The organism is Aliirhizobium smilacinae (assembly GCF_006335145.1).
GTDB classification, from domain to species: domain Bacteria; phylum Pseudomonadota; class Alphaproteobacteria; order Rhizobiales; family Rhizobiaceae; genus Neorhizobium; species Neorhizobium smilacinae.
The window spans coordinates 55,074-73,859 of record NZ_VDMN01000008.1; the positions used below are offsets into that span (position 1 = coordinate 55,074).

The 18,786-nt window shown below is 58.7% G+C and carries 17 protein-coding genes; 6 read left to right on the forward strand and 11 right to left on the reverse strand.

Annotation, left to right across the window (positions count from 1 at the left end):
• Position 1 precedes the first annotated feature (1 nt).
• Complete coding sequence (locus tag FHP24_RS25090) at positions 2 to 1,600, reverse strand: peptide ABC transporter substrate-binding protein (RefSeq protein WP_139678987.1); 1,599 nt, start codon at positions 1,598 to 1,600, stop codon at positions 2 to 4.
• Positions 1,601 to 2,181: 581 nt separating this feature from the next.
• On the opposite strand from FHP24_RS25090, the gene FHP24_RS25095 reads away from it, so the two are divergent.
• From FHP24_RS25095 to bfr, 6 genes are all read left to right on the forward strand, one after another.
• Positions 2,182 to 2,661, forward strand: coding sequence for a formate dehydrogenase subunit gamma (locus FHP24_RS25095; RefSeq protein WP_139678988.1), 480 nt, complete (start codon positions 2,182 to 2,184; stop codon positions 2,659 to 2,661).
• Positions 2,658 to 4,214 carry a formate dehydrogenase beta subunit gene (locus tag FHP24_RS25100; protein WP_139678989.1) on the forward strand — a complete coding sequence of 519 codons (1,557 nt, stop codon included), beginning with the start codon at positions 2,658 to 2,660 and terminating at the stop codon, positions 4,212 to 4,214. Before FHP24_RS25095 ends, FHP24_RS25100 begins: the two co-directional genes overlap by 4 nt.
• Positions 4,215 to 4,472: 258 nt before the next feature.
• Complete coding sequence (fdhF, locus tag FHP24_RS25110) at positions 4,473 to 7,352, forward strand: formate dehydrogenase subunit alpha (protein ID WP_139678990.1); 2,880 nt, start codon at positions 4,473 to 4,475, stop codon at positions 7,350 to 7,352.
• An 82-nt stretch (positions 7,353 to 7,434) separates the two neighbouring features.
• Complete coding sequence (locus FHP24_RS25115) at positions 7,435 to 7,707, forward strand: formate dehydrogenase subunit delta (RefSeq protein WP_139678991.1); 273 nt, start codon at positions 7,435 to 7,437, stop codon at positions 7,705 to 7,707.
• Between the two features lie 156 nt (positions 7,708 to 7,863).
• Complete coding sequence (locus FHP24_RS29350; protein WP_139679105.1) at positions 7,864 to 8,175, forward strand: (2Fe-2S)-binding protein; 312 nt, start codon at positions 7,864 to 7,866, stop codon at positions 8,173 to 8,175.
• Entirely contained in the window at positions 8,141 to 8,626 is a 486-nt protein-coding gene (gene bfr / locus FHP24_RS25125; RefSeq protein ID WP_139678992.1) for a bacterioferritin, read from the forward strand. Before FHP24_RS29350 ends, bfr begins: the two co-directional genes overlap by 35 nt.
• Before the next feature lie 69 nt (positions 8,627 to 8,695).
• Here the strand turns inward: bfr and FHP24_RS25130 are convergent, their stop codons facing one another.
• The 10 genes from FHP24_RS25130 to obgE all read right to left on the reverse strand — a co-directional run bounded on the left by FHP24_RS25130 (position 8,696) and on the right by obgE (position 18,687).
• A complete protein-coding gene (locus FHP24_RS25130; protein ID WP_139678993.1) occupies positions 8,696 to 9,259 on the reverse strand; it encodes an RNA pyrophosphohydrolase in 564 nt (187 codons plus the stop codon).
• Between the two features lie 13 nt (positions 9,260 to 9,272).
• A complete protein-coding gene (locus FHP24_RS25135; RefSeq protein ID WP_139678994.1) occupies positions 9,273 to 10,463 on the reverse strand; it encodes a divergent polysaccharide deacetylase family protein in 1,191 nt (396 codons plus the stop codon).
• A 68-nt stretch (positions 10,464 to 10,531) separates the two neighbouring features.
• Positions 10,532 to 11,863: a S41 family peptidase gene (locus FHP24_RS25140; RefSeq protein WP_139678995.1), complete on the reverse strand. Its 1,332-nt coding sequence runs from the start codon at positions 11,861 to 11,863 to the stop codon at positions 10,532 to 10,534.
• Positions 11,853 to 13,271 (reverse strand): murein hydrolase activator EnvC family protein, encoded by a 1,419-nt coding sequence (locus tag FHP24_RS25145; RefSeq protein WP_139678996.1) that lies wholly within the window; start codon positions 13,269 to 13,271, stop codon positions 11,853 to 11,855. Before FHP24_RS25145 ends, FHP24_RS25140 begins: the two co-directional genes overlap by 11 nt.
• 87 nt (positions 13,272 to 13,358) lie before the next feature.
• Entirely contained in the window at positions 13,359 to 13,841 is a 483-nt protein-coding gene (gene rlmH, locus FHP24_RS25150) for a 23S rRNA (pseudouridine(1915)-N(3))-methyltransferase RlmH (protein ID WP_139678997.1), read from the reverse strand.
• 103 nt (positions 13,842 to 13,944) lie between these two features.
• Positions 13,945 to 14,334 carry a ribosome silencing factor gene (gene rsfS / locus FHP24_RS25155; RefSeq protein ID WP_139678998.1) on the reverse strand — a complete coding sequence of 130 codons (390 nt, stop codon included), beginning with the start codon at positions 14,332 to 14,334 and terminating at the stop codon, positions 13,945 to 13,947.
• A gap of 193 nt (positions 14,335 to 14,527) precedes the next feature.
• Entirely contained in the window at positions 14,528 to 15,124 is a 597-nt protein-coding gene (locus FHP24_RS25160; protein ID WP_139679106.1) for a nicotinate-nucleotide adenylyltransferase, read from the reverse strand.
• Positions 15,125 to 15,174: 50 nt separating this feature from the next.
• On the reverse strand, positions 15,175 to 16,455 hold the full coding sequence (locus FHP24_RS25165; RefSeq protein ID WP_139678999.1) for a glutamate-5-semialdehyde dehydrogenase: 1,281 nt from the start codon (positions 16,453 to 16,455) through the stop codon (positions 15,175 to 15,177).
• Complete coding sequence (gene proB, locus FHP24_RS25170) at positions 16,445 to 17,614, reverse strand: glutamate 5-kinase (protein WP_139679107.1); 1,170 nt, start codon at positions 17,612 to 17,614, stop codon at positions 16,445 to 16,447. Before proB ends, FHP24_RS25165 begins: the two co-directional genes overlap by 11 nt.
• Positions 17,615 to 17,625: 11 nt before the next feature.
• On the reverse strand, positions 17,626 to 18,687 hold the full coding sequence (obgE, locus tag FHP24_RS25175) for a GTPase ObgE (RefSeq protein WP_139679000.1): 1,062 nt from the start codon (positions 18,685 to 18,687) through the stop codon (positions 17,626 to 17,628).
• Between the last annotated feature and the right edge of the window lie 99 nt (positions 18,688 to 18,786).

Consider the following 18,786-nt stretch of genomic DNA (forward strand, 5'->3'; position numbering starts at 1 on the left):
ATTATTCGGAAATGCTGAGGAAGCGGCTCAGGTGCTCATTGGCAGCATTGTCTTCCCAGCCTTTGACGCGGTTGGAAACGAGCCAGAGATCGGCCTGGGTCAGAAGCGGGGCGACCGGCTGATCACGCGACAGAAGCGCTTCGGCTTCATGAAGCAGCTTGGAGCGGGCTTCCGGCTTCTCTTCCGCATAGGACTTCTGCATCAAAGCGTCGAATTCCGGATTGCTGTACTTACCGTAATTGAAGGTCTTGTTGGTCGACAGGTTGAGCGCCAGGAAGTTTTCAGCATCCGCATAGTCGGCAACCCAGCCGGCACGGGCAACGTTGAACTTGCCGCCTTCCTGCAGGTAGGCGTAGTGCGACGAGACATCGAGATTGGTCATCGTCACCTTGGCGTTGAACGTGTTCTTCCACATGTCGGCAACGGCAGTTGCGACACGCTCGTGATTCGGATTGGTGTTGTAGCGGATCTCGATTTCAAGCGGCTTGCCGCCTTCACCGTAACCGGCGTCCTTCATCAACGCGAGCGCCTTGTCTTCACGGTCGAGCTGCGAAAGCGTGGCGAAATCAGCTTTGGACGGTTCGCCATAGGTCGCGATACCCGGCGGGACCAACGAATAGGCAGGGATCTGCGATCCGCGGTAGATTTCCTTGGCGAGGAAGTCGCGATCGACAGCCATGGAGAGCGCCTGGCGGACACGCACGTCATTATAGGGTGCCTGGCTGCCATCGAACACGTAATAATAGGTCGCCAGCGTCGGTGAAACGTGGACCTGATCCTTGTAGCTGGTCCGCAGGCGTTCGAGTTGGTCGGCCGAAAAATTGTAGGCGAGGTCCATTTCCTTCGCTTCAAATCGGCGGACGGAGGCGGCCTGATCGTCGATCGGGTAGAAGATCACCTTGTCGAGCTTGGTATTTGCGGCATCCCAGTGATTTTCATTCTTTTCCACCACAAGGCTGTCGTTCGGAACGTGGCTGATGAGCTTGAAAGCGCCGTTCGAGACCATCACGCCAGGCTTGACGAAGTCGGCGCCGTTCTTTTCGACGCTTGCCTTGGAAACAGGCAGGGCAGTCTGATGGGCAAGCAGCTCGAGGAAGAAGGGCGTCGGGCGCTCAAGTGTAATCTGGAACGTCTTGGCATCGACTGCCTTGACGCCGAGTGTTGCGATCTCGGCCTTGCCGTTATTGATCGCCTCGGCATTCTTGATCGGGTAGAGGATGTTGGCGTATTTCGCGGCGGTTTTCGGATCTTCTACGCGCTTGAAGGAAAACTCGAAGTCCTGTGCAGTAACGGGCGATCCATCCGACCACTTTGCATTTTCGCGCAGCTTAAACGTGTAAGTTACACCATCATCCGATAGTGTCCAGGACTCGGCCGCACCTGGAATAATCTTGCCGGCTGCATCGTAGATCGTCAGGCCTTCATAAAGATCCTTGAGGATGAAAGCTTCGATATTGATCGAAGTCTGTGCCTGGTCGAGCGTCTGCGGCTCGCCGGAATTGCCGCGATGAAGGACGGTCTCGGCGAATGCAGGAGCGCCGGCGAAGAGCACAGAGCCCAGCAGCGCAGCCGCAGAAAGTTTGAGAAGACGAGAAGACATGACCTTTATCCTTTCCCAGTTTATTTTGTTTGAGTTGCAGGAATGAATGACAGAAAGCCATGGACTGCAAGGCATTTCTCGCCGCAGCTCTGTTCAAAAGACAACTATGGTGCCTCGGAAAAACGTCAGGGTTGCATAAGATAAATGTGATTCTGGTCGAGATTAAGCACTCCACCCAAACAGCTTAGGCATCATCCTAAGCCATTAGCGACATCTTACGTACAAGGAAGAAATGCCAAGAACATCTATCCTCTCGGTTGAAGCGGATTGACGCAATTTTGTTGCTGAAAGGCGTATGCCCCAGCCATCAGAGATGAAACTGCCAGCGCGCGAAAAACAATCTTTGCGTGTACATCATCTCTACCTGTAGAAACGTGGAGAGAAATTCTCGTCCACAAGGATGTGGCCCATAAGGGGGTATCGATAGTTTTTCGCTATCGCGTAACCAATCTCGTTTATTGACGCCTGCCCCTCGCATTGCGACATTTTCTCACACCGTCCGAGATCGTTATCATCGGGCGAATTTGATGCCGGGACGGTCGAGGAGGACAGTCTCGAGTATCTGCCGGGAGGCAAAGCTCATGACCATGCCGATTACCGCGGATGACAACACTCAGCGGTCGCGCAATATCATTCGTAACTTGAAGCATCTTGAAGGGCCTATGCTGCCCATCCTGCACGCGCTCCAGGCGGAATTCGGCCATGTGCCGGACGAGGTCAAGCCAGTCATCGCCGACGAACTCAACCTCTCCCGTGCGGAAGTTCATGGTGTCATCACTTTCTATCCCGATTTCCGTCATCATCCGGGCGGCAGGCACGTTCTGAAAATCTGTCGCGCCGAAGCTTGTCAATCGATGGGGAGCGACGATCTCGCGGATCGCGTTCGCCAATTGCTTGGAATTGATTTCCACCAGACGACAGCAGACGGCTCCGTGACGCTGGAGCCGGTCTATTGTCTCGGCCTCTGCGCCTGCGCGCCCGCCGCCATGCTGGATGGCGATGTTTATGGCCGCGTCGATGAGCACTGTCTTTCCGAAATCGTTGGGGAGATTGGTCTATGACGGTGACGCTATTCGTTCCTCGTGATGCCGCCTCTCTGGCGCTCGGAGCTGAGAAGGTGGCGAGCGCCATTGCAGCCGAAATTGCCGGCCGTGGCCTTGATGCCAGGATCGTGCGAAACGGCTCGCGCGGTATGTTCTGGCTGGAGCCGCTGGTCGAAATCCGCACCGATCACGGTCGCGTGGCTTACGGGCCGGTAAAGGCCGGGGATGTCAAAAGCCTGTTCGATGCCGGGTTTCTGACCGGTGCCGACCACCCGCTCTGTATGGGGCTGACGAAGGATATTCCCTTCCTTCGTCAGCAGACCCGGTTGACCTTCTCCCGCTGCGGCGTCACCGATCCCCTGTCGATCGAGGATTATCGTCATTATCAGGGCCTCAGGGGCCTGGAAAAGGCGATCTCGCTGACACAGGCCGAGATCGTCCAGGAAGTCACCGATAGCGGCTTGCGTGGTCGCGGCGGTGCGGGTTTCCCGACCGGCATCAAATGGAAGACGGTGATGGAGGCGGCCGGCCCCCAGAAATACATCGTCTGCAATGCTGATGAAGGCGACAGCGCCACCTTTGCCGACCGGATGATCATGGAGGGTGATCCCTTCGTGCTGATCGAAGGCATGGCGATTGCCGGCATCGCGACCGGCGCCACCAAGGGCTATATCTACACCCGTTCGGAATATCCGCATGCCATTGCCAGCATGGGCAAGGCGATCGAGATCGCCCGTGCGGCCGGCATTCTCAGCTCCTCGGTGCTGGGCTCAAAACATAGCTTCGACATGGAGGTGCGCTCTGGCGCCGGCGCCTATGTCTGCGGTGAGGAAACCGCGCTGTTGAACTCGCTGGAAGGAAAACGCGGCGTGGTGCGCGCCAAGCCGCCGCTGCCGGCGCTGAAAGGGTTTCTCGGCCGGCCGACAGTGGTCAATAATGTCATCTCGCTCGCCTCGATCCCGGTCATCATGGACCGCGGCGCCCCCTTCTACCGCGATTTCGGCATGGGCCGCTCGCGCGGCACGATCCCGATCCAGATCGCTGGCAACGTGAAATATGGCGGCCTGTATGAGACCGCTTTCGGCCTCACTCTCGGCGAGATCGTCGATCATATCGGCGGCGGCACGGCAACCGGGCGGCCGGTCAAGGCGGTACAGGTCGGCGGCCCGCTCGGCGCCTATTTCCCCCGCGCCTTGTTCGATACGCCCTTCGATTACGAGGCTTTTGCGGCGAGAGACGGCCTGATCGGTCATGCCGGCATCACCGTTTTCGACGACACGGCGGACCTGATGAAACAGGCGCGTTTCGCCATGGAATTTTGCGCCATCGAAAGCTGCGCCAAATGTACCCCCTGCCGCATCGGCTCGACCCGTGGGGTGGAAACGGTCGATAGGATCGCCCGCGGCATCGAGCCGGAAAAGAACAAGGCGCTGCTCGCCGACCTCTGCAACACGATGAAATTCGGCTCGCTCTGCGCGCTGGGTGGCTTCACGCCCTATCCGGTGATGAGCGCCATGACGCATTTCCCGGAGGATTTTGCGCCCGTGCCGATGGTGGAGGCGGCGGAATGATGGTCTTTTTGAACGCAATGTCGGGGCAAGTCACCCCCCTCTGCCCTGCCGGGCATCTCCCCCACAAGGAGGGAGATCGGCTGGCTTATAGCTCAGCGCTTCTCACATCACGTTTCAACCTCCGCGACGCCTTTTTTGAAAACTTGGTCGTGCCTCTTGTGATCTCCCCACATGTGGGGGAGATGCCCAGCAGGGCAGAGGGGGGCGGACAGCGCCGCAGCAATCAACGCAATTCCCATTCTGTACAGGAGGCACATCATGTCCCTCGTTCATGAAATCGACTACGGCACGCCCGCCTCGCAGTCTGACACCCCGATCACCCTCACCATCGACGGACGCTCGATCACCGTGCCGGAAGGCACGTCTATCATGCGCGCCTCGATGGAGGCCGGTATCCAGATCCCCAAACTTTGCGCCACCGACATGGTCGATGCCTTCGGCTCCTGCCGTCTCTGCCTCGTCGAGGTCGAAGGCCGCAACGGCACGCCGTCCTCCTGCACCACGCCGGTTGCGGCGAACATGGTCGTGCATACCCAGACCGGCCGGCTGAAGGATATCCGTCGCGGCGTGATGGAGCTTTATATTTCCGACCACCCGCTCGACTGCCTGACCTGTGCTGCCAATGGCGATTGCGAATTGCAGGACATGGCCGGCGCCGTCGGCCTGCGCGACGTGCGTTACGGGTATGACGGCGACAATCATGTGCGCGCCCGCAACGATGGCGCCATCAACGCCCAATGGATACCGAAGGACGAATCCAACCCTTATTTCACCTATGACCCGTCGAAATGTATCGTCTGCTCCCGTTGCGTGCGGGCCTGCGAGGAAGTGCAGGGCACGTTCGCGCTGACCATCGAGGGCCGCGGTTTTGAAAGCCGGGTGTCGCCGGGCGCACATGAACATTTTCTCGATTCCGAATGTGTCTCCTGCGGCGCCTGCGTGCAGGCCTGTCCCACCGCGACGCTGACGGAAAAGTCGGTGATCGCCATTGGCCAGCCGGAACATTCCGCCGTCACCACCTGCGCCTATTGCGGGGTCGGCTGTTCGTTCAAGGCCGAGATGCGCGGTGAGGAACTGGTGCGTATGGTGCCGTGGAAGGACGGCCAGGCCAACCGCGGCCATTCCTGCGTCAAGGGCCGCTTCGCTTATGGTTATGCGACCCACAAGGACCGCATTCTCAACCCGATGATCCGCGAAAACATCTCGGATCCCTGGCGGGAAGTCAGCTGGGAAGAGGCCTATTCCCATGTCGCCACCGAGTTCCGCCGCATCCAGTATCAGTATGGCCGCGAATCGATCGGCGGCATCACCTCGTCGCGCTGTACCAATGAGGAAACCTTCCTCGTCCAGAAGCTGATCCGCGCCGGTTTCGGCAACAACAATGTCGATACCTGCGCCCGCGTCTGTCATTCGCCGACGGGTTACGGTCTCGGCCAGGCTTTCGGCACTTCGGCCGGCACCCAGAATTTCGACAGTGTCGAGCAGACGGATGTCGTCATCGTCATCGGCGCCAACCCGACCGATGGCCACCCGGTCTTCGGCTCGCGGCTGAAAAAGCGGCTTCGGCAGGGTGCCAAGCTGATCGTCATCGATCCGCGCCGCATCGATCTCGTCAGGACGCCGCACGTGGAAGCGGCCTATCACCTGCCGCTGAAACCCGGCACCAATGTCGCGGTGATGACGGCGCTCGCCCATGTCATCGTCACTGAAGGCCTATTCGACGAAAAATTCATCCGCGAACGCTGCGACTGGTCTGAGTTTCAGGATTGGGCCGCCTTCGTGTCCGAAGAGGCGCATGGCCCGGAAGCGACGGAAAGTTTCACCGGCGTCCCGGCCGATCTGCTGCGCGGTGCGGCACGGCTGTTTGCCACCGGCGGCAATGGTGCGATCTATTACGGGCTCGGCGTCACCGAACACAGCCAGGGATCGACGACCGTCATGGCGATTGCCAATCTTGCCATGGCGACCGGCAATATCGGCCGCCCCGGCGTCGGTGTGAACCCGCTGCGCGGCCAGAACAATGTCCAGGGTTCCTGCGACATGGGCTCCTTCCCGCATGAACTGCCCGGTTACCGCCACATCTCCGACGATGCCACCCGCGAGACCTTCGAAAAACTCTGGGGTGTCTCGCTCAACAACGAACCGGGTCTGCGCATTCCCAACATGCTGGATGCCGCCGTCGAAGGCACGTTCAAGGGCATCTATATCCAGGGCGAGGATATTCTGCAGTCCGATCCGGATACCAAGCACGTCTCGGCGGGCTTGGCTGCGATGGAATGTGTCGTCGTCCATGATCTCTTCTTGAACGAGACCGCCAATTACGCGCATGTCTTCCTGCCGGGCTCCACCTTCCTCGAAAAGGACGGGACTTTCACCAATGCCGAACGCCGCATCAACCGCGTGCGTAAGGTGATGAGCCCAAAAAACGGCTATGCCGATTGGGAAGTCACCCAGAAGCTTGCCCAGGCGATGGGCCTCAACTGGAATTACGCCCATCCGTCGCAGATCATGGACGAAATCGCCGCATCGACGCCGAGCTTCGCACTGGTCTCCTACGACCATCTCGACAAGGTCGGCTCGGTTCAGTGGCCGTGCAACGAGGCGCATCCTGAAGGGTCGCCGATCATGCATGTCGGCGGTTTCGTGCGCGGCAAGGGCAAGTTCATCCGCACAGAATATGTGGCGACCGACGAGCGCACCGGCCCGCGTTTCCCGCTCCTGCTGACGACCGGCCGCATCCTGTCGCAATACAATGTCGGCGCCCAGACGCGGCGGACCGAAAACGTCGCCTGGCATGCGGAGGACCGGCTGGAAATCCACCCGCACGACGCCGAACAGCGCGGCATCAAGGATGGCGACTGGATCAAGCTCGCCAGCCGCTCGGGCGACACGACGCTGAGATCGCTGATCACCGACCGCGTCTCGCCGGGCGTCGTCTACACCACCTTCCACCACCCGGATACGCAGGCGAACGTCATCACCACGGACTTCTCCGATTGGGCGACCAACTGTCCGGAATACAAGGTGACGGCGGTGCAGGTCTCGCCGTCCAACGGCCCGAGCGAATGGCAGGATGATTACAATGATCTCTCCCGCCGCTCACGTCGCATTGCCGGAAAAATGGAAGCAGCGGAATAACACCACTCCAGAGTCGGAGAGAGATCGATGACCGCCTCGAAATTCTTATGCATAGATCGTATCACCAACGGAGCATTCGCCGATGTCGCATGATCAGAGCCAGGAAAAGCTGATCAGAATGGCAAATCAGATCGCCACATTCTTCCTGTCCCAGCCGGAAGCAGGAAGAGCAAGTGGCGTCGCCTCCCATATCAACAAGTTCTGGGAGCCGCGGATGCGCAGGCATCTTTTCGATAGCCTTGATAAGGGCGTGGATGGGGTGATGCCGCTTGTCATGGAAGCTTCAGCGATGATCAACAGGCCGTCTGCGCCTGCGGAGGTGGACAGGCGAAATGACGCTCCGAAATCGATCTGAGGCCACATCAGGTAGCTGAAGCGTTAGGTATTGATGCTTTGTCGGGATCGGCAGGTCAGCATCCTGTGATTAAGCAGATACGAATTTTTCTTGACAACCCGGGTCTTCTTTCTCAAAAGAAGATAGCTTTGGTCATGTTTGGCAGGTCTTCTGGAAATGCTCGTCTGCAGCTGCAACTACATCACGGACAGGGAAATCAAGGACGTCATCGTTCATCTTCTTGACGAAGACTGTTGGCAGCTCATCGTTCCGTCCAAAGTCTATCACGCAATGAGCAAACGTGGTCGCTGTTGCGGCTGTTTCCCGAATGTCGTTGATCTCATCATCCGCACGACAGAAGAATATCATGACAGCCGTCACTCGACGGAAGACGAAGTCGTTGTATATATGTCCCGCCTAAGACAATTCCATGAGGAAAACAGGAGAGCGGACATTGAAAGGCGACTCAAGAGTAATCGAGCGGCTTAACGAGGCACTATTCCTCGAATTGGGAGCCGTAAACCAATACTGGCTGCATTATCGCCTTCTCAGCGATTGGGGTTTCACCAAGCTCGCGAAGAAGGAACGTGCCGAATCCATCGAAGAGATGCAGCACGCTGATCGTCTGATCGATCGCATCATCTTCCTCGAAGGCCATCCGAATCTCCAGACGCTCGCGCCGCTCCGTATCGGCCAGAACGTCAAGGAAGTCCTGGAAGCCGATCTTGCCGGCGAATACGACGCCCGCAACGCCTACAAAGCATCCCGTGATCTCTGTCATGAGGCCGGCGACTACGTTTCCATGAAGCTTTTCGAAGAGCTGCTCAGGGACGAAGAAGGCCATATCGACTTTCTGGAAACTCAGCTCGATCTTCTCGCCAAGATCGGCGAGGAGCGCTACGGGCAGCTTAATGCCGAATCCGCCGACGCTGCGGAGTGACATTCGAAAAGACCCGGTTTTCGAGCCGGGTCTTTTGCATTTTCTCGGGCTTGATGCTGGCAGCGGGAATCAGGCGGCTGCCTTCGCCAGATGGGCAAACTCCGCAACGACCTGATCGTAGACCACGCGCTTGAAGGGAACGATTAGACCGGGAAGATCGGCCATTGGTTTCCATTCCCAGGCGTCGAATTCCGGTTCGTGGCCGCCCGGAGGGGGATTGATTGCGATCTCGCTCTCATCGCCTTCGAAGCGAAAGGCAAACCAGCGCTGGGTCTGGCCGCGATATTTTCCTTTGAGCCCGATACCAATGAGATGCGACGGAAGATCGTAATTGATCCAGTCTTTCGATTGGGCGAGCAGAGTGACCGTCCTCATGCCCGTTTCCTCGTAAAGCTCCCGATAGGCAGCAGGAAGAGCGTCTTCGCCCTTGTCTATGCCACCCTGCGGCATCTGCCAGAGCTGAAGCGAGCCATCGTATTCGCTGTTTCCCTCGGCAATCCGCCGACCGGCCCAGACCAGCCCGTCACGATTGAGCACCATGATCCCGACACAGGGCCGGTACGGCAGGTCTTCCGCCCTCACCGCTCCGCTTTTCTTGGCACCGTCTTTTTTGGCCCCTTCTTTCTCGGCCATGTCTCATTCTCCATCAGGGTTGGCTTTTGTCGCGCACGATTGCCGAAACGCCAACGATCTCGATGCCGCGCTGCGTTGCTTCTTCGCTCCACTTCCTTACAGCATCGATGCTTTCGTCGTAAGCCGCGGCAATACCGAACGCAGTTCCCTTGCGCTCCGCGATGCGTCCCAACTCGTCGAGCTTCCGAAGAATGGCCTGAGTCTGCACGTGCCCATCCAGCACGACATCCGCAAAAGCATAGGGCAATTCGACGGCATCGGATAGGGAATTCGTCTTTGAAAGCGAGGACGTCCCGTCATCCAGAAAGAGCAGCCCGCGTTTGGCCACGTCCTGCAACACCGGCCGCAGAGCCTTCTCATCAGACAGGTAACGCGCACCCTGGTAATTCATGATGCCGGTGTAGTTGGTCAGTCTCGACATGGCTTGATGAAGGCGCGAGAGGTTTTCCCTGGGCGTGCTCGTCGTCAGCAATGTGCCCGGACCGGGATCGTTCGCCGGATAATCGATAGGCTCGAAAGGCACCTGCAGCAATATCTCGTGACCCTTCCGGCGCGCTTCCTGCATCCAGCGCTGAAGACTGTTGCCACTGGCCGCAAACGCAAGGGTAACGCCCGGAGGCAGCTGCTGTACGGCCTTCTGGCTGCCGGTCTGGCTGAGACCAAGGCCGCTGATGACTATCGCAATCCGTGCGCCTCTTTCGCCTGACCAGGGCCTTGCATATTGGTCCATTGGCCGTAGCCCGTCTGCACCGATGACCGGCAGCTTTCCGGCATCGGTCTCTTCCAGAAGGTCGGGATTTGGCTGCCCGGCTATCCGCGGATCCTGGCCCATCCGTTGAGCATCGATGACAAGCGGGCCTGTCCTGTCGCGCGGTGTATATTTGGTGACATAACCGCCGTCACCGGTGAGCGTGCGCTCGATATTGGCGCCAGACGCGGTCTGATCCGACGATGTTTCCGGCTGGGCGGATCGATCATCGCCATTCGTCGCTTTTGCAGGGCTGGATTTGGTCTCGGGAACGTTCTGCTCGGCATTGACAGAAACCTGCGTGAGCCCGTCGTCTTCCTGAACCACATAAATGGAAAGGGCGATGATGCCTGTTACGGCCAAAGCGCCGCATAACACGGCTTTATAGCCACGCCACAACCGTTTTGTCTTCGGCGGCCGGCCTTGCCCCAAGGGTGCATGGAGATCAGTTCCCACTCTAATATCCGTGCTATCCCGCGGTCAAAAAGCCAAGGGAGCAGGCTTCGGCTCCCTCGGCACTATTCTTATTTCTTGACAGCCGCTGCAGCCTTGTCCGGGCTGGCCGGGAAGCTCGGATCCGTCTTGGTGCCGTGGAAAAGATCGAGCGCGTAATTGAGCTGGATGTCATCCTTCGTTTCCGGCGGGACATAGGCTGCGGAACCCGAACCCTCTTCCGTCTCGGCGTTGCCCTGGATATGCCCCTTGAGGCTGGATTCACCCTCTGCCTTCAACTTGCCCTGCAATTCCGGCGGCAACGGCTGATCGACCCTGATATCCGGATTGATGCCGGTGCCCTGGATCGACTTGCCGGACGGCGTGTAATAGAGCGCAGTCGTAAGACGCAACGCCCCCGCATCGCCCAGCGGAATGATAGTCTGGACGGACCCCTTACCGAAGGAGCGAGTGCCGACAACGGTTGCCCGCTTCAGATCCTGAAGTGCGCCGGCAACGATTTCCGAAGCCGAGGCCGATCCGCCGTTGATAAGGACGATAACCGGCTTGCCGTCGGTCAGGTCGCCCGGACCGGCATTGAAGCGGCGGGTTTCGTCCGCATTGCGGCCGCGGGTGGAAACAACTTCGCCGCGTTCCAGGAAGGCGTCGGATACGTTGATCGCCTGGTCCAGAAGACCGCCCGGATTGAGACGCAGGTCGAGAACGTAACCCTTCAGCTTGTCAGCCGGAACGTCGGCCTTGATCTTCTTGATCGCAGCTTCCAGATCGTCGTAGGTTTTCTCGGTGAAGGAGATGACGCGGACGTAACCGACATCGCCGCCTTCCACGCGTGATTTCACAGCCCTTACGGCGATGATGTCGCGAACGACCGTTATCTCGAGAGGCTTGTCGGCACCCTGGCGAATGACCGTGAGCTTGATCGGCGTATTGACCGCGCCGCGCATCTTCTCGACGGCTTCCTCGAGCTTCAGGCCGCGGATGGCTTGGCCATCGATTTCAGAGATATAGTCGCCAGCCAGAATACCGGCCTTAGAAGCCGGCGTGTCGTCGATCGGCGCGATGACCTTGACCAGTTCGTTTTCCATCGTGACTTCGATGCCCAGACCGCCGAATTCACCGCGGGTCTGCGTCCGCATGTCATCGGCGTCCTTGGCATTCATGAAGCTCGAATGCGGATCGAGCGAGGTCAACATGCCGTTGATCGCGTTCTCGACCAGCTTTTCCTCATCCGGGGGCGTCACATACTGGGCGCGAACACGTTCGAAAACGTCGCCGAAAATGGACAATTCCTTATAGGTAGACGCTCCGGCTGCCTGGGCCGGCACGCCGGCCGAATAGATGACACTCATCGCTGTCGCACCCATGAGTGCACCGACGATGACAAGCGAAGCCCTACGAATCATTTCGCGCCCTTCCAGTTTCTTTGGCGGACCACCATGGCTTGGAATCAACCGTGGTGTTGCCGTTTCTAAATTCAATGTAAAGCGTTGGGCGATCCGTTTCCAGCGCCAACGCAGTTGCACTCGCCACTCTTTTCTCACCCATCACGGCAATAGGCTCGCCGCTGAAGACAAATCGCCCCTGGCGGGCGCTCACATCCTTCATGCCGGTCAAAACCACGTAATATCCATCACCGACATTGAGGATGATCATTTGGCCGTAGCTTCTGAATGCTCCGGCAAATACGATCGAACCATCCGCCGGTGCTGTGACAACGGCCCCGGCATTGGAGGCAATAGTCAGGCCCCGCGCCGTATGCCCGGTCCCGTCGGGATCGCCGAACCAACGTACGACATTTCCGGCAACCGGGAACTCCAGCTTCTGCCTCAGGCTTGAAAACGCATATGCTGGCGCAATGCGGTTTTTGTCAGGCACACCGTTTTCAGCAAGCTGCCTGGCTTTGTCGCGCTCGGCCTGCGAGAGCCGTTTCTGACGCTCCTCTTCTGCCCGGGCTGCCTCCATAACCTCTCTTACCGAGGATATTTCACTCTCCAGCGAGGATATCAGGCCTTCGAGCGACGTTGCCCGGCCCGCCAGCTCTTCCGAATGCCGTCGTTCTGCCTCAAGTTCGGCCGTATTCCGACCGTTCAATTTTTCGTTTTCAGCCAGAAGAAGATCCATGCGCTTGTCTTCTTCCAGACTGGCCGCGATCGTATCCGACACCGACTGCTTCTCGCTGGCGGCAGCGCTTCGCGTCTCGCTCAGAGCCTTCAGATCGGCAACGAGGCGTTCGGCTTCGGCGCGCATTCCCGGCACGACTGCGCCGAGAAGAATGGCGCTGCGAACGGAAGCAAGCGCATCTTCCGGCTTCACCAGCAATGCCGGTGGCGGGTTACGCCCCATGCGCTCGAGTGCGCCAAGTACCTCCGCAAGAACACCCTTCCTGCTGCGCAACGACGCGCGGATGCCGTCTTCCTGCACGCCCAGGCTGGCGATCTTCTTCTCGCTGTCCCTGATTTTTCTTTCCAGGTCTTTTCGCTTCTGGGCCGAATCGATCAGGGCCTGCCGAATATCGGCGCTATCCTTATTCGTTTGCGCAATGCTTCGCTCGATGTCGGCGATCTTGCCTTCGGACAGCTTCATCGTGCTGCCGAGTGCTTCGAGTTCCTTACGCGTCTCTTCCTGTTTCTGCTTCAACTCGACGGTGGGGCCAGGCGTCGCATCGGCAGCTACGCTCACCGTGCCGGTGCTGGGGGCGGCACTATCCTGCGCAAGTAGGGGCTGAGGAACCGCCAGCAGAAACCCGGCAATAGCCAGCGTGCGGGCCAAGCCTGATCCATATCTGGCAGGTCTTTTCCGACTAAAGCCCATTTCCGCTCCGAATGATATTCTGCAAAAGCTAGGCTGATTTGCCTGACCACGCCACAAACAACATCGTGTTTGAGCCTGAATGAAAGGTTAAACGCGGTGGTAAGGGTGGCCGGAAAGAATGGTAACGGCCCGATAAAGCTGCTCGGCGATGAGAATACGGACCAGTTGATGCGGCCAGGTCATGGTGCCCAGGTTGAGAACCAGATCTGCCTTGCCGCGAAGCTCGGGGTCAAGACCATCGGCACCGCCGATCGCCAGCATCATGTCACGCTTTCCATTGTCGCGATAACGACCGATTGCATCTGAAAATGCCTGGCTGTCGAGCGTCTTACCGCGTTCGTCCAACAGAACGAGGATAGCGCCTTCAGGCATGGCTTTTTCCAGCGCGCTTGCTTCTTCGCGCTTGCGGGTATCGGCATTTGACGCGCGGCTTTCCTGTATCTCCACCAGCTTGGCAAGCTCGAGGCCGATGGCGGGGCCAGCCTTCGCAAAGCGGTCGAGATAACGGGACGCAAGGTCCTTCTCCGGGCCGGTTTTGAGCCGTCCCACGGCAAAAAGGGTAATACGCATGTCCTGATCCGTTTAAATTTGCGCAGCCAAAACCTGCTGCACCGGCGCGGTGCGCCGGCGTTGCTTTAGCGGCTTTCAACGGGTCAGGCCAAGCCCAAACCGCTCAATGTAGCAGCGGTCCCTCTTCGATTTCCGGAGCCGCCCACATCTTCTCGATGTTGTAGAACTCGCGGATTTCGGGACGGAACACGTGGATGATCACATCACCCGTGTCGATCAGGACCCAGTCACCGGTCTCTTTTCCTTCAACCCGGGGCGATCCGAGCCCTTCGTCCTTGAGATCGGTGACAAGATGGTCGCAGATCGCCATGACGTGACGGTTCGATCGCCCGGTGACCACAATCATGTAGTCTCCCAGCGCCGATTTTCCGGCAATGTCGATGGTGACGATATCTTCTGCCTTGGAATCCTCGAGGCTTGTGAGGATCAGGTCGAGAGCTCGGGCAGCGGCATCGGCGCCACGTTCAGAACTCAGCGGAAGGATGGAAGCCATCTTTCCCTTGGCGTGTACTGTTGTCAGGGTTTGTCCTTTCTTCCAGGTAACAGCAACATGCACTTCCAGCGAATCCGGTGAAGAACCGTTCGCTTCTTCGAAGGTGGCACCGAATGGTTAATCTTTCAAGGGAGAACCATAAAAGGTGATCGCTATGCGCGAACTCTTCATGTGCATGTCATTTTTGGAGAGGTTACTGCGTTTTGTCATCGCTGCCCGCTCGAAGTGCCGTCGAACTCAGGGTCGAGCGCGGGCCATGGATGAATGTCCAGGCGGGGGCCTTGCGCTTCCATAAAGTCCCGGCATCGTCTTCGTCAACACGTGCGTAATCGAAGGTCCGGGCCATTTTCGAGGAGAGAAACGACAGCGTTGAACCCGGCCGGTCGACCACCGCGATCGGAAAGGTCGAGACGATCTCACGCCATTTCTGCCAATTATGAAATGTGCTGAGGCTATCTGCGCCCATGATCCAGACGAAGCGCGCCTGCGGGTTCTTCGCCTTCACGACGGCGAGCGTATTGGCCGTATAGGAACCTTCGAGCGTCTTTTCGAAAGCGGTGATCTTGATGCGCGGATCCTGAACGAGTTTTTCGCTCATCGACAAGCGGTCAGCCAGCGAAGCAAGCTCGGAGCGGCTTTTTAGCGGATTGCCCGGCGTCACCATCCACCAGAGCTGGTCGAGACCCAGACGGCGAAGCGCAATCTCGGCAACGAGCAGGTGGCCTTCATGCGGCGGGTTGAACGAACCGCCGAAAAGCCCGACAGCCATGCCGCGCTCGACATGCGGCATGTTGATGTAGCGGCGGTCGATCTTCTGCTCTTCCACGTGGGGCCGAAGCTCTATGGACGAATCTGGCCGGTGCCGTGCACGCGGTATTTGAACGAGGTCAGTTGCTCGACACCAACGGGTCCGCGGGCATGCATCTTGCCGGTCGAGATGCCGATCTCTCCCCCCATGCCGAACTCGCCGCCATCGGCGAACTGTGTAGAGGCATTATGCAAAAGAATGGCGGAATCGATCTCGTTGAAGAAACGCGCAACGACGGCAGCATCTTCGGCAATCACCGCTTCCGTATGGCTGGAGGAATAGGTGTTGATGTGGTGTATTGCGCCATCGATGCCATCAACGACGGCGACAGAAATAACCGCATCCAGATATTCGGTGCGCCAGTCTTCTTCCGTCGCAGCAGCGGCTGTCGGGCAAGCCAGCAACACTTCTGCCGATCCGCGAATTTCACAACCGGCTTCCTTCAGCGCCTGAAGCAGCGGAAGGAGATGTGTGTCCACCACCGCCTTGTCCACCAGCAGCGTCTCGGCGGCCCCACACACACCCGTTCGCCGCATCTTGGCGTTCACGATGATCTTCTTCGCCATTTCGAGATCTGCAGATGCATCGACATAGATGTGGCAGAGACCTTCAAGATGCGCAAAGACAGGAACACGCGCTTCGCTCTGCACGCGCGCGACAAGGCTCTTGCCGCCGCGCGGAACAATGACGTCGATCGCTCCATCGAGACCGGAAAGCATGGACCCGACTGCAGCCCGATCGGTCGTCGGGACGATCTGGATGGCATATTCCGAAAGACCGGCAGTCTTCAAACCAGTGACGAGGCAATCATGAATAGCCTGCGATGATTGCGCTGAGTCCGAGCCACCGCGCAGGATCACGGCATTGCCGGCTTTCAGGCACAGCGCGCCGGCATCGGCCGTCACATTCGGGCGGCTTTCATAAATGACGCCGATAACGCCGAGCGGCGTGCGGACACGCTCGATCTGAAGCCCGTTCGGGCGATCCCAGGCAGCGATCACTTCACCGACCGGGTCCTTGAAATCGGCGATTTCGCGAAGGGCCTGTGCCATACCGGCGACGCTTTTTTCCGTCAGCGTCAGGCGGTCGAGAAAGGAGGGCAGCAGGCCCTTGCCTTCGACCTGTCTCAGGTCCTCGGCGTTGGCGGCAAGGATCTTGTCCGTATTGGCGACGATTGCGTCCGCCATGGCATGAAGTGCCTTGTTCTTCGCCTCCGTCGAGGCGATGGCGAGTTGACGTGCCGCGATCCTGGCATTGCGGCCGATCTCGGCCATCACCGCGTCGACATCGCGCGTCGAAACCTTATCCAGCATGGACGACATCCTCTTTGCGGTTCACCTTGGACCGAAGTCCGCCCGTCATCACCAGGTCACCGCGGTGGACCATGGCGGCGCGACCGGCATAACCCAATATCGCTTCGATTTCCGACGATTTCCGACCCGTTATCTGACGTGCCTCTTCGGCATCGTAGCTTACCAGACCGCGTGCAATTTCGTGGTGATCGGTGCCGATGATGGCAACCGTGTCGCCCCTGTGAAAATGACCTTCTATACGGCGTACACCTGCCGGCAACAGGCTTTTTCCGAGGCCGAGCGCTTTCTCCGCACCGTCATCGATATGGAGCTCACCGGCCGGCTGCAGCTGCCCGGCAATCCAGGTCTTGCGCGCCGTAACCGGCATTTCGGAAGGTGCAAACCATGAGGAGCGCGTTCCCTGCTCGATCGCCTGCAGCGGATGGTCGGTCTTGCCCGAGGCGATGATCATGGCGCAACCGGCGCCGGTGGCAATCTTGCCGGCATCAATCTTGGTGCGCATGCCGCCACGCGACAGTTCGGATGCTGCACCGCCGGCCATCGCCTCGATTTCCGGTGTAATGGCCGGAATGACATCCAAAAACTTTGCATCGGGGTCGAGATGCGGGGGCGCGGTGTAGAGCCCGTCAATATCCGAAAGAAGCACCAGCAGGTCCGCACCCGTCATGGTCGCAACGCGCGCAGCAAGCCGGTCATTGTCGCCATAGCGGATTTCCGATGTAGCGACGGTGTCGTTCTCGTTGATGATCGGCACAGCGCCGATCTTGAGCAGTTGCTTTATGGTTGCGCGAGCATTGAGGTAACGGCGACGCTCCTCCGTATCGCCCAGCGTCAGCAGGATCTGGCCGGCAACGATCCGGTCCCGCGACAGGCTTTCCGACCATGCACGCGCAAGCGCGATCTGGCCAACTGCAGCAGCAGCCTGGCTCTCCTCCAGCTTCAATGCGCCCGACGGGAAATCGAGCACAGTGCGGCCCAGAGCGATTGCGCCCGACGACACGACAAGAACATCGACACCCGCCGATTTCAGTGCTGCGATATCGCTGCAGATGCTGTCTAGCCAAGCCGCTTTCAGGCCGGTCTTGCGATCGACGAGCAGTGCCGAACCAATCTTGATGACGACGCGGCGATAGCTGGAAAGCGCTTTGCGAGCCGTCACGTTGCCGCCAGTCATTGCTCGTCGTCCTCGTCGAATTCCTGCAGCGGTGCCGATCGATCCGGCAGGGCAGTCTCATCGCCTTCGCTTGCTTCGATGATCACATCACGAAGGGCGCGCAGCACTTCGGTCATGCCTTTTCCGGTGATGGCGGAAATAAGAAACGGCGTCTGGCCGCAGGCTTTTTCCAGCTCCTTCGCCTTCTTTTTCAGTTCCTTTTCATCGAGAATATCGATCTGCGACAGTGCGACGATTTCCTGCTTGTCGGTGAGGCCGCCGCCATAGGCTTCAAGTTCGGCCTTTACCGTCTTATAGGACTTGCCGACATATTCCTCCAGTGAGGAGACCAGATGCAGCAGCACACGGGTGCGCTCCACATGGCCGAGGAAGCGGTCACCGAGTCCGACACCCTCATGGGCACCTTCGATCAGGCCCGGAATATCGGCCAGCACGAATTCGCGCCCATCGATTGCCGCAACGCCGAGATTGGGATGAAGTGTCGTGAACGGATAGTTGGCGATCTTCGGCCGGGCGCGGGTGACAGAGGCCAAAAAGGTCGACTTTCCGGCATTCGGCAGGCCGACGAGACCGGCATCGGCGATCAGCTTCAACCGCAGCCAGACTGTCTTTTCTTCGCCTTCGAGGCCGGGATTTGCCCAGTTGGGTGCCTGGTTGGTGGGGCTTTTGAAATGGGTATTGCCGAAGCCGCCATTGCCACCCTTGGCAACACGGAACTTCTGGCCTTCCTTGATCATGTCGATGATCAGTGTTTCGTTGTCTTCCTCGAAGATCTGCGTGCCGACCGGCACTTTCAACGTCACGCTTTCACCATTGGCGCCGGTGCGATTGCGGCCCATGCCATGGGTGCCGATCTTGGCCTTGAAATGCTGCTGGAAGCGGAAGTCGATCAGTGTGTTGAGACCATTCACGGCCTCGATCCAGACATCGCCGCCACGACCGCCATCGCCGCCATCCGGTCCGCCGAACTCCACGAATTTTTCCCGTCGGAACGAGACTGCGCCGGCACCGCCGTCGCCGGAACGAATATAGACTTTTGTCTCGTCGAGAAATTTCATCTTGTTGCCGTCAGTCTTGTGTTACGCAACGTCATCAGGGGTTTCTGGACGCCTACTGGTGCGTTTCGATACCGTTCGTTGCCTTTGAGGTCAAAGATT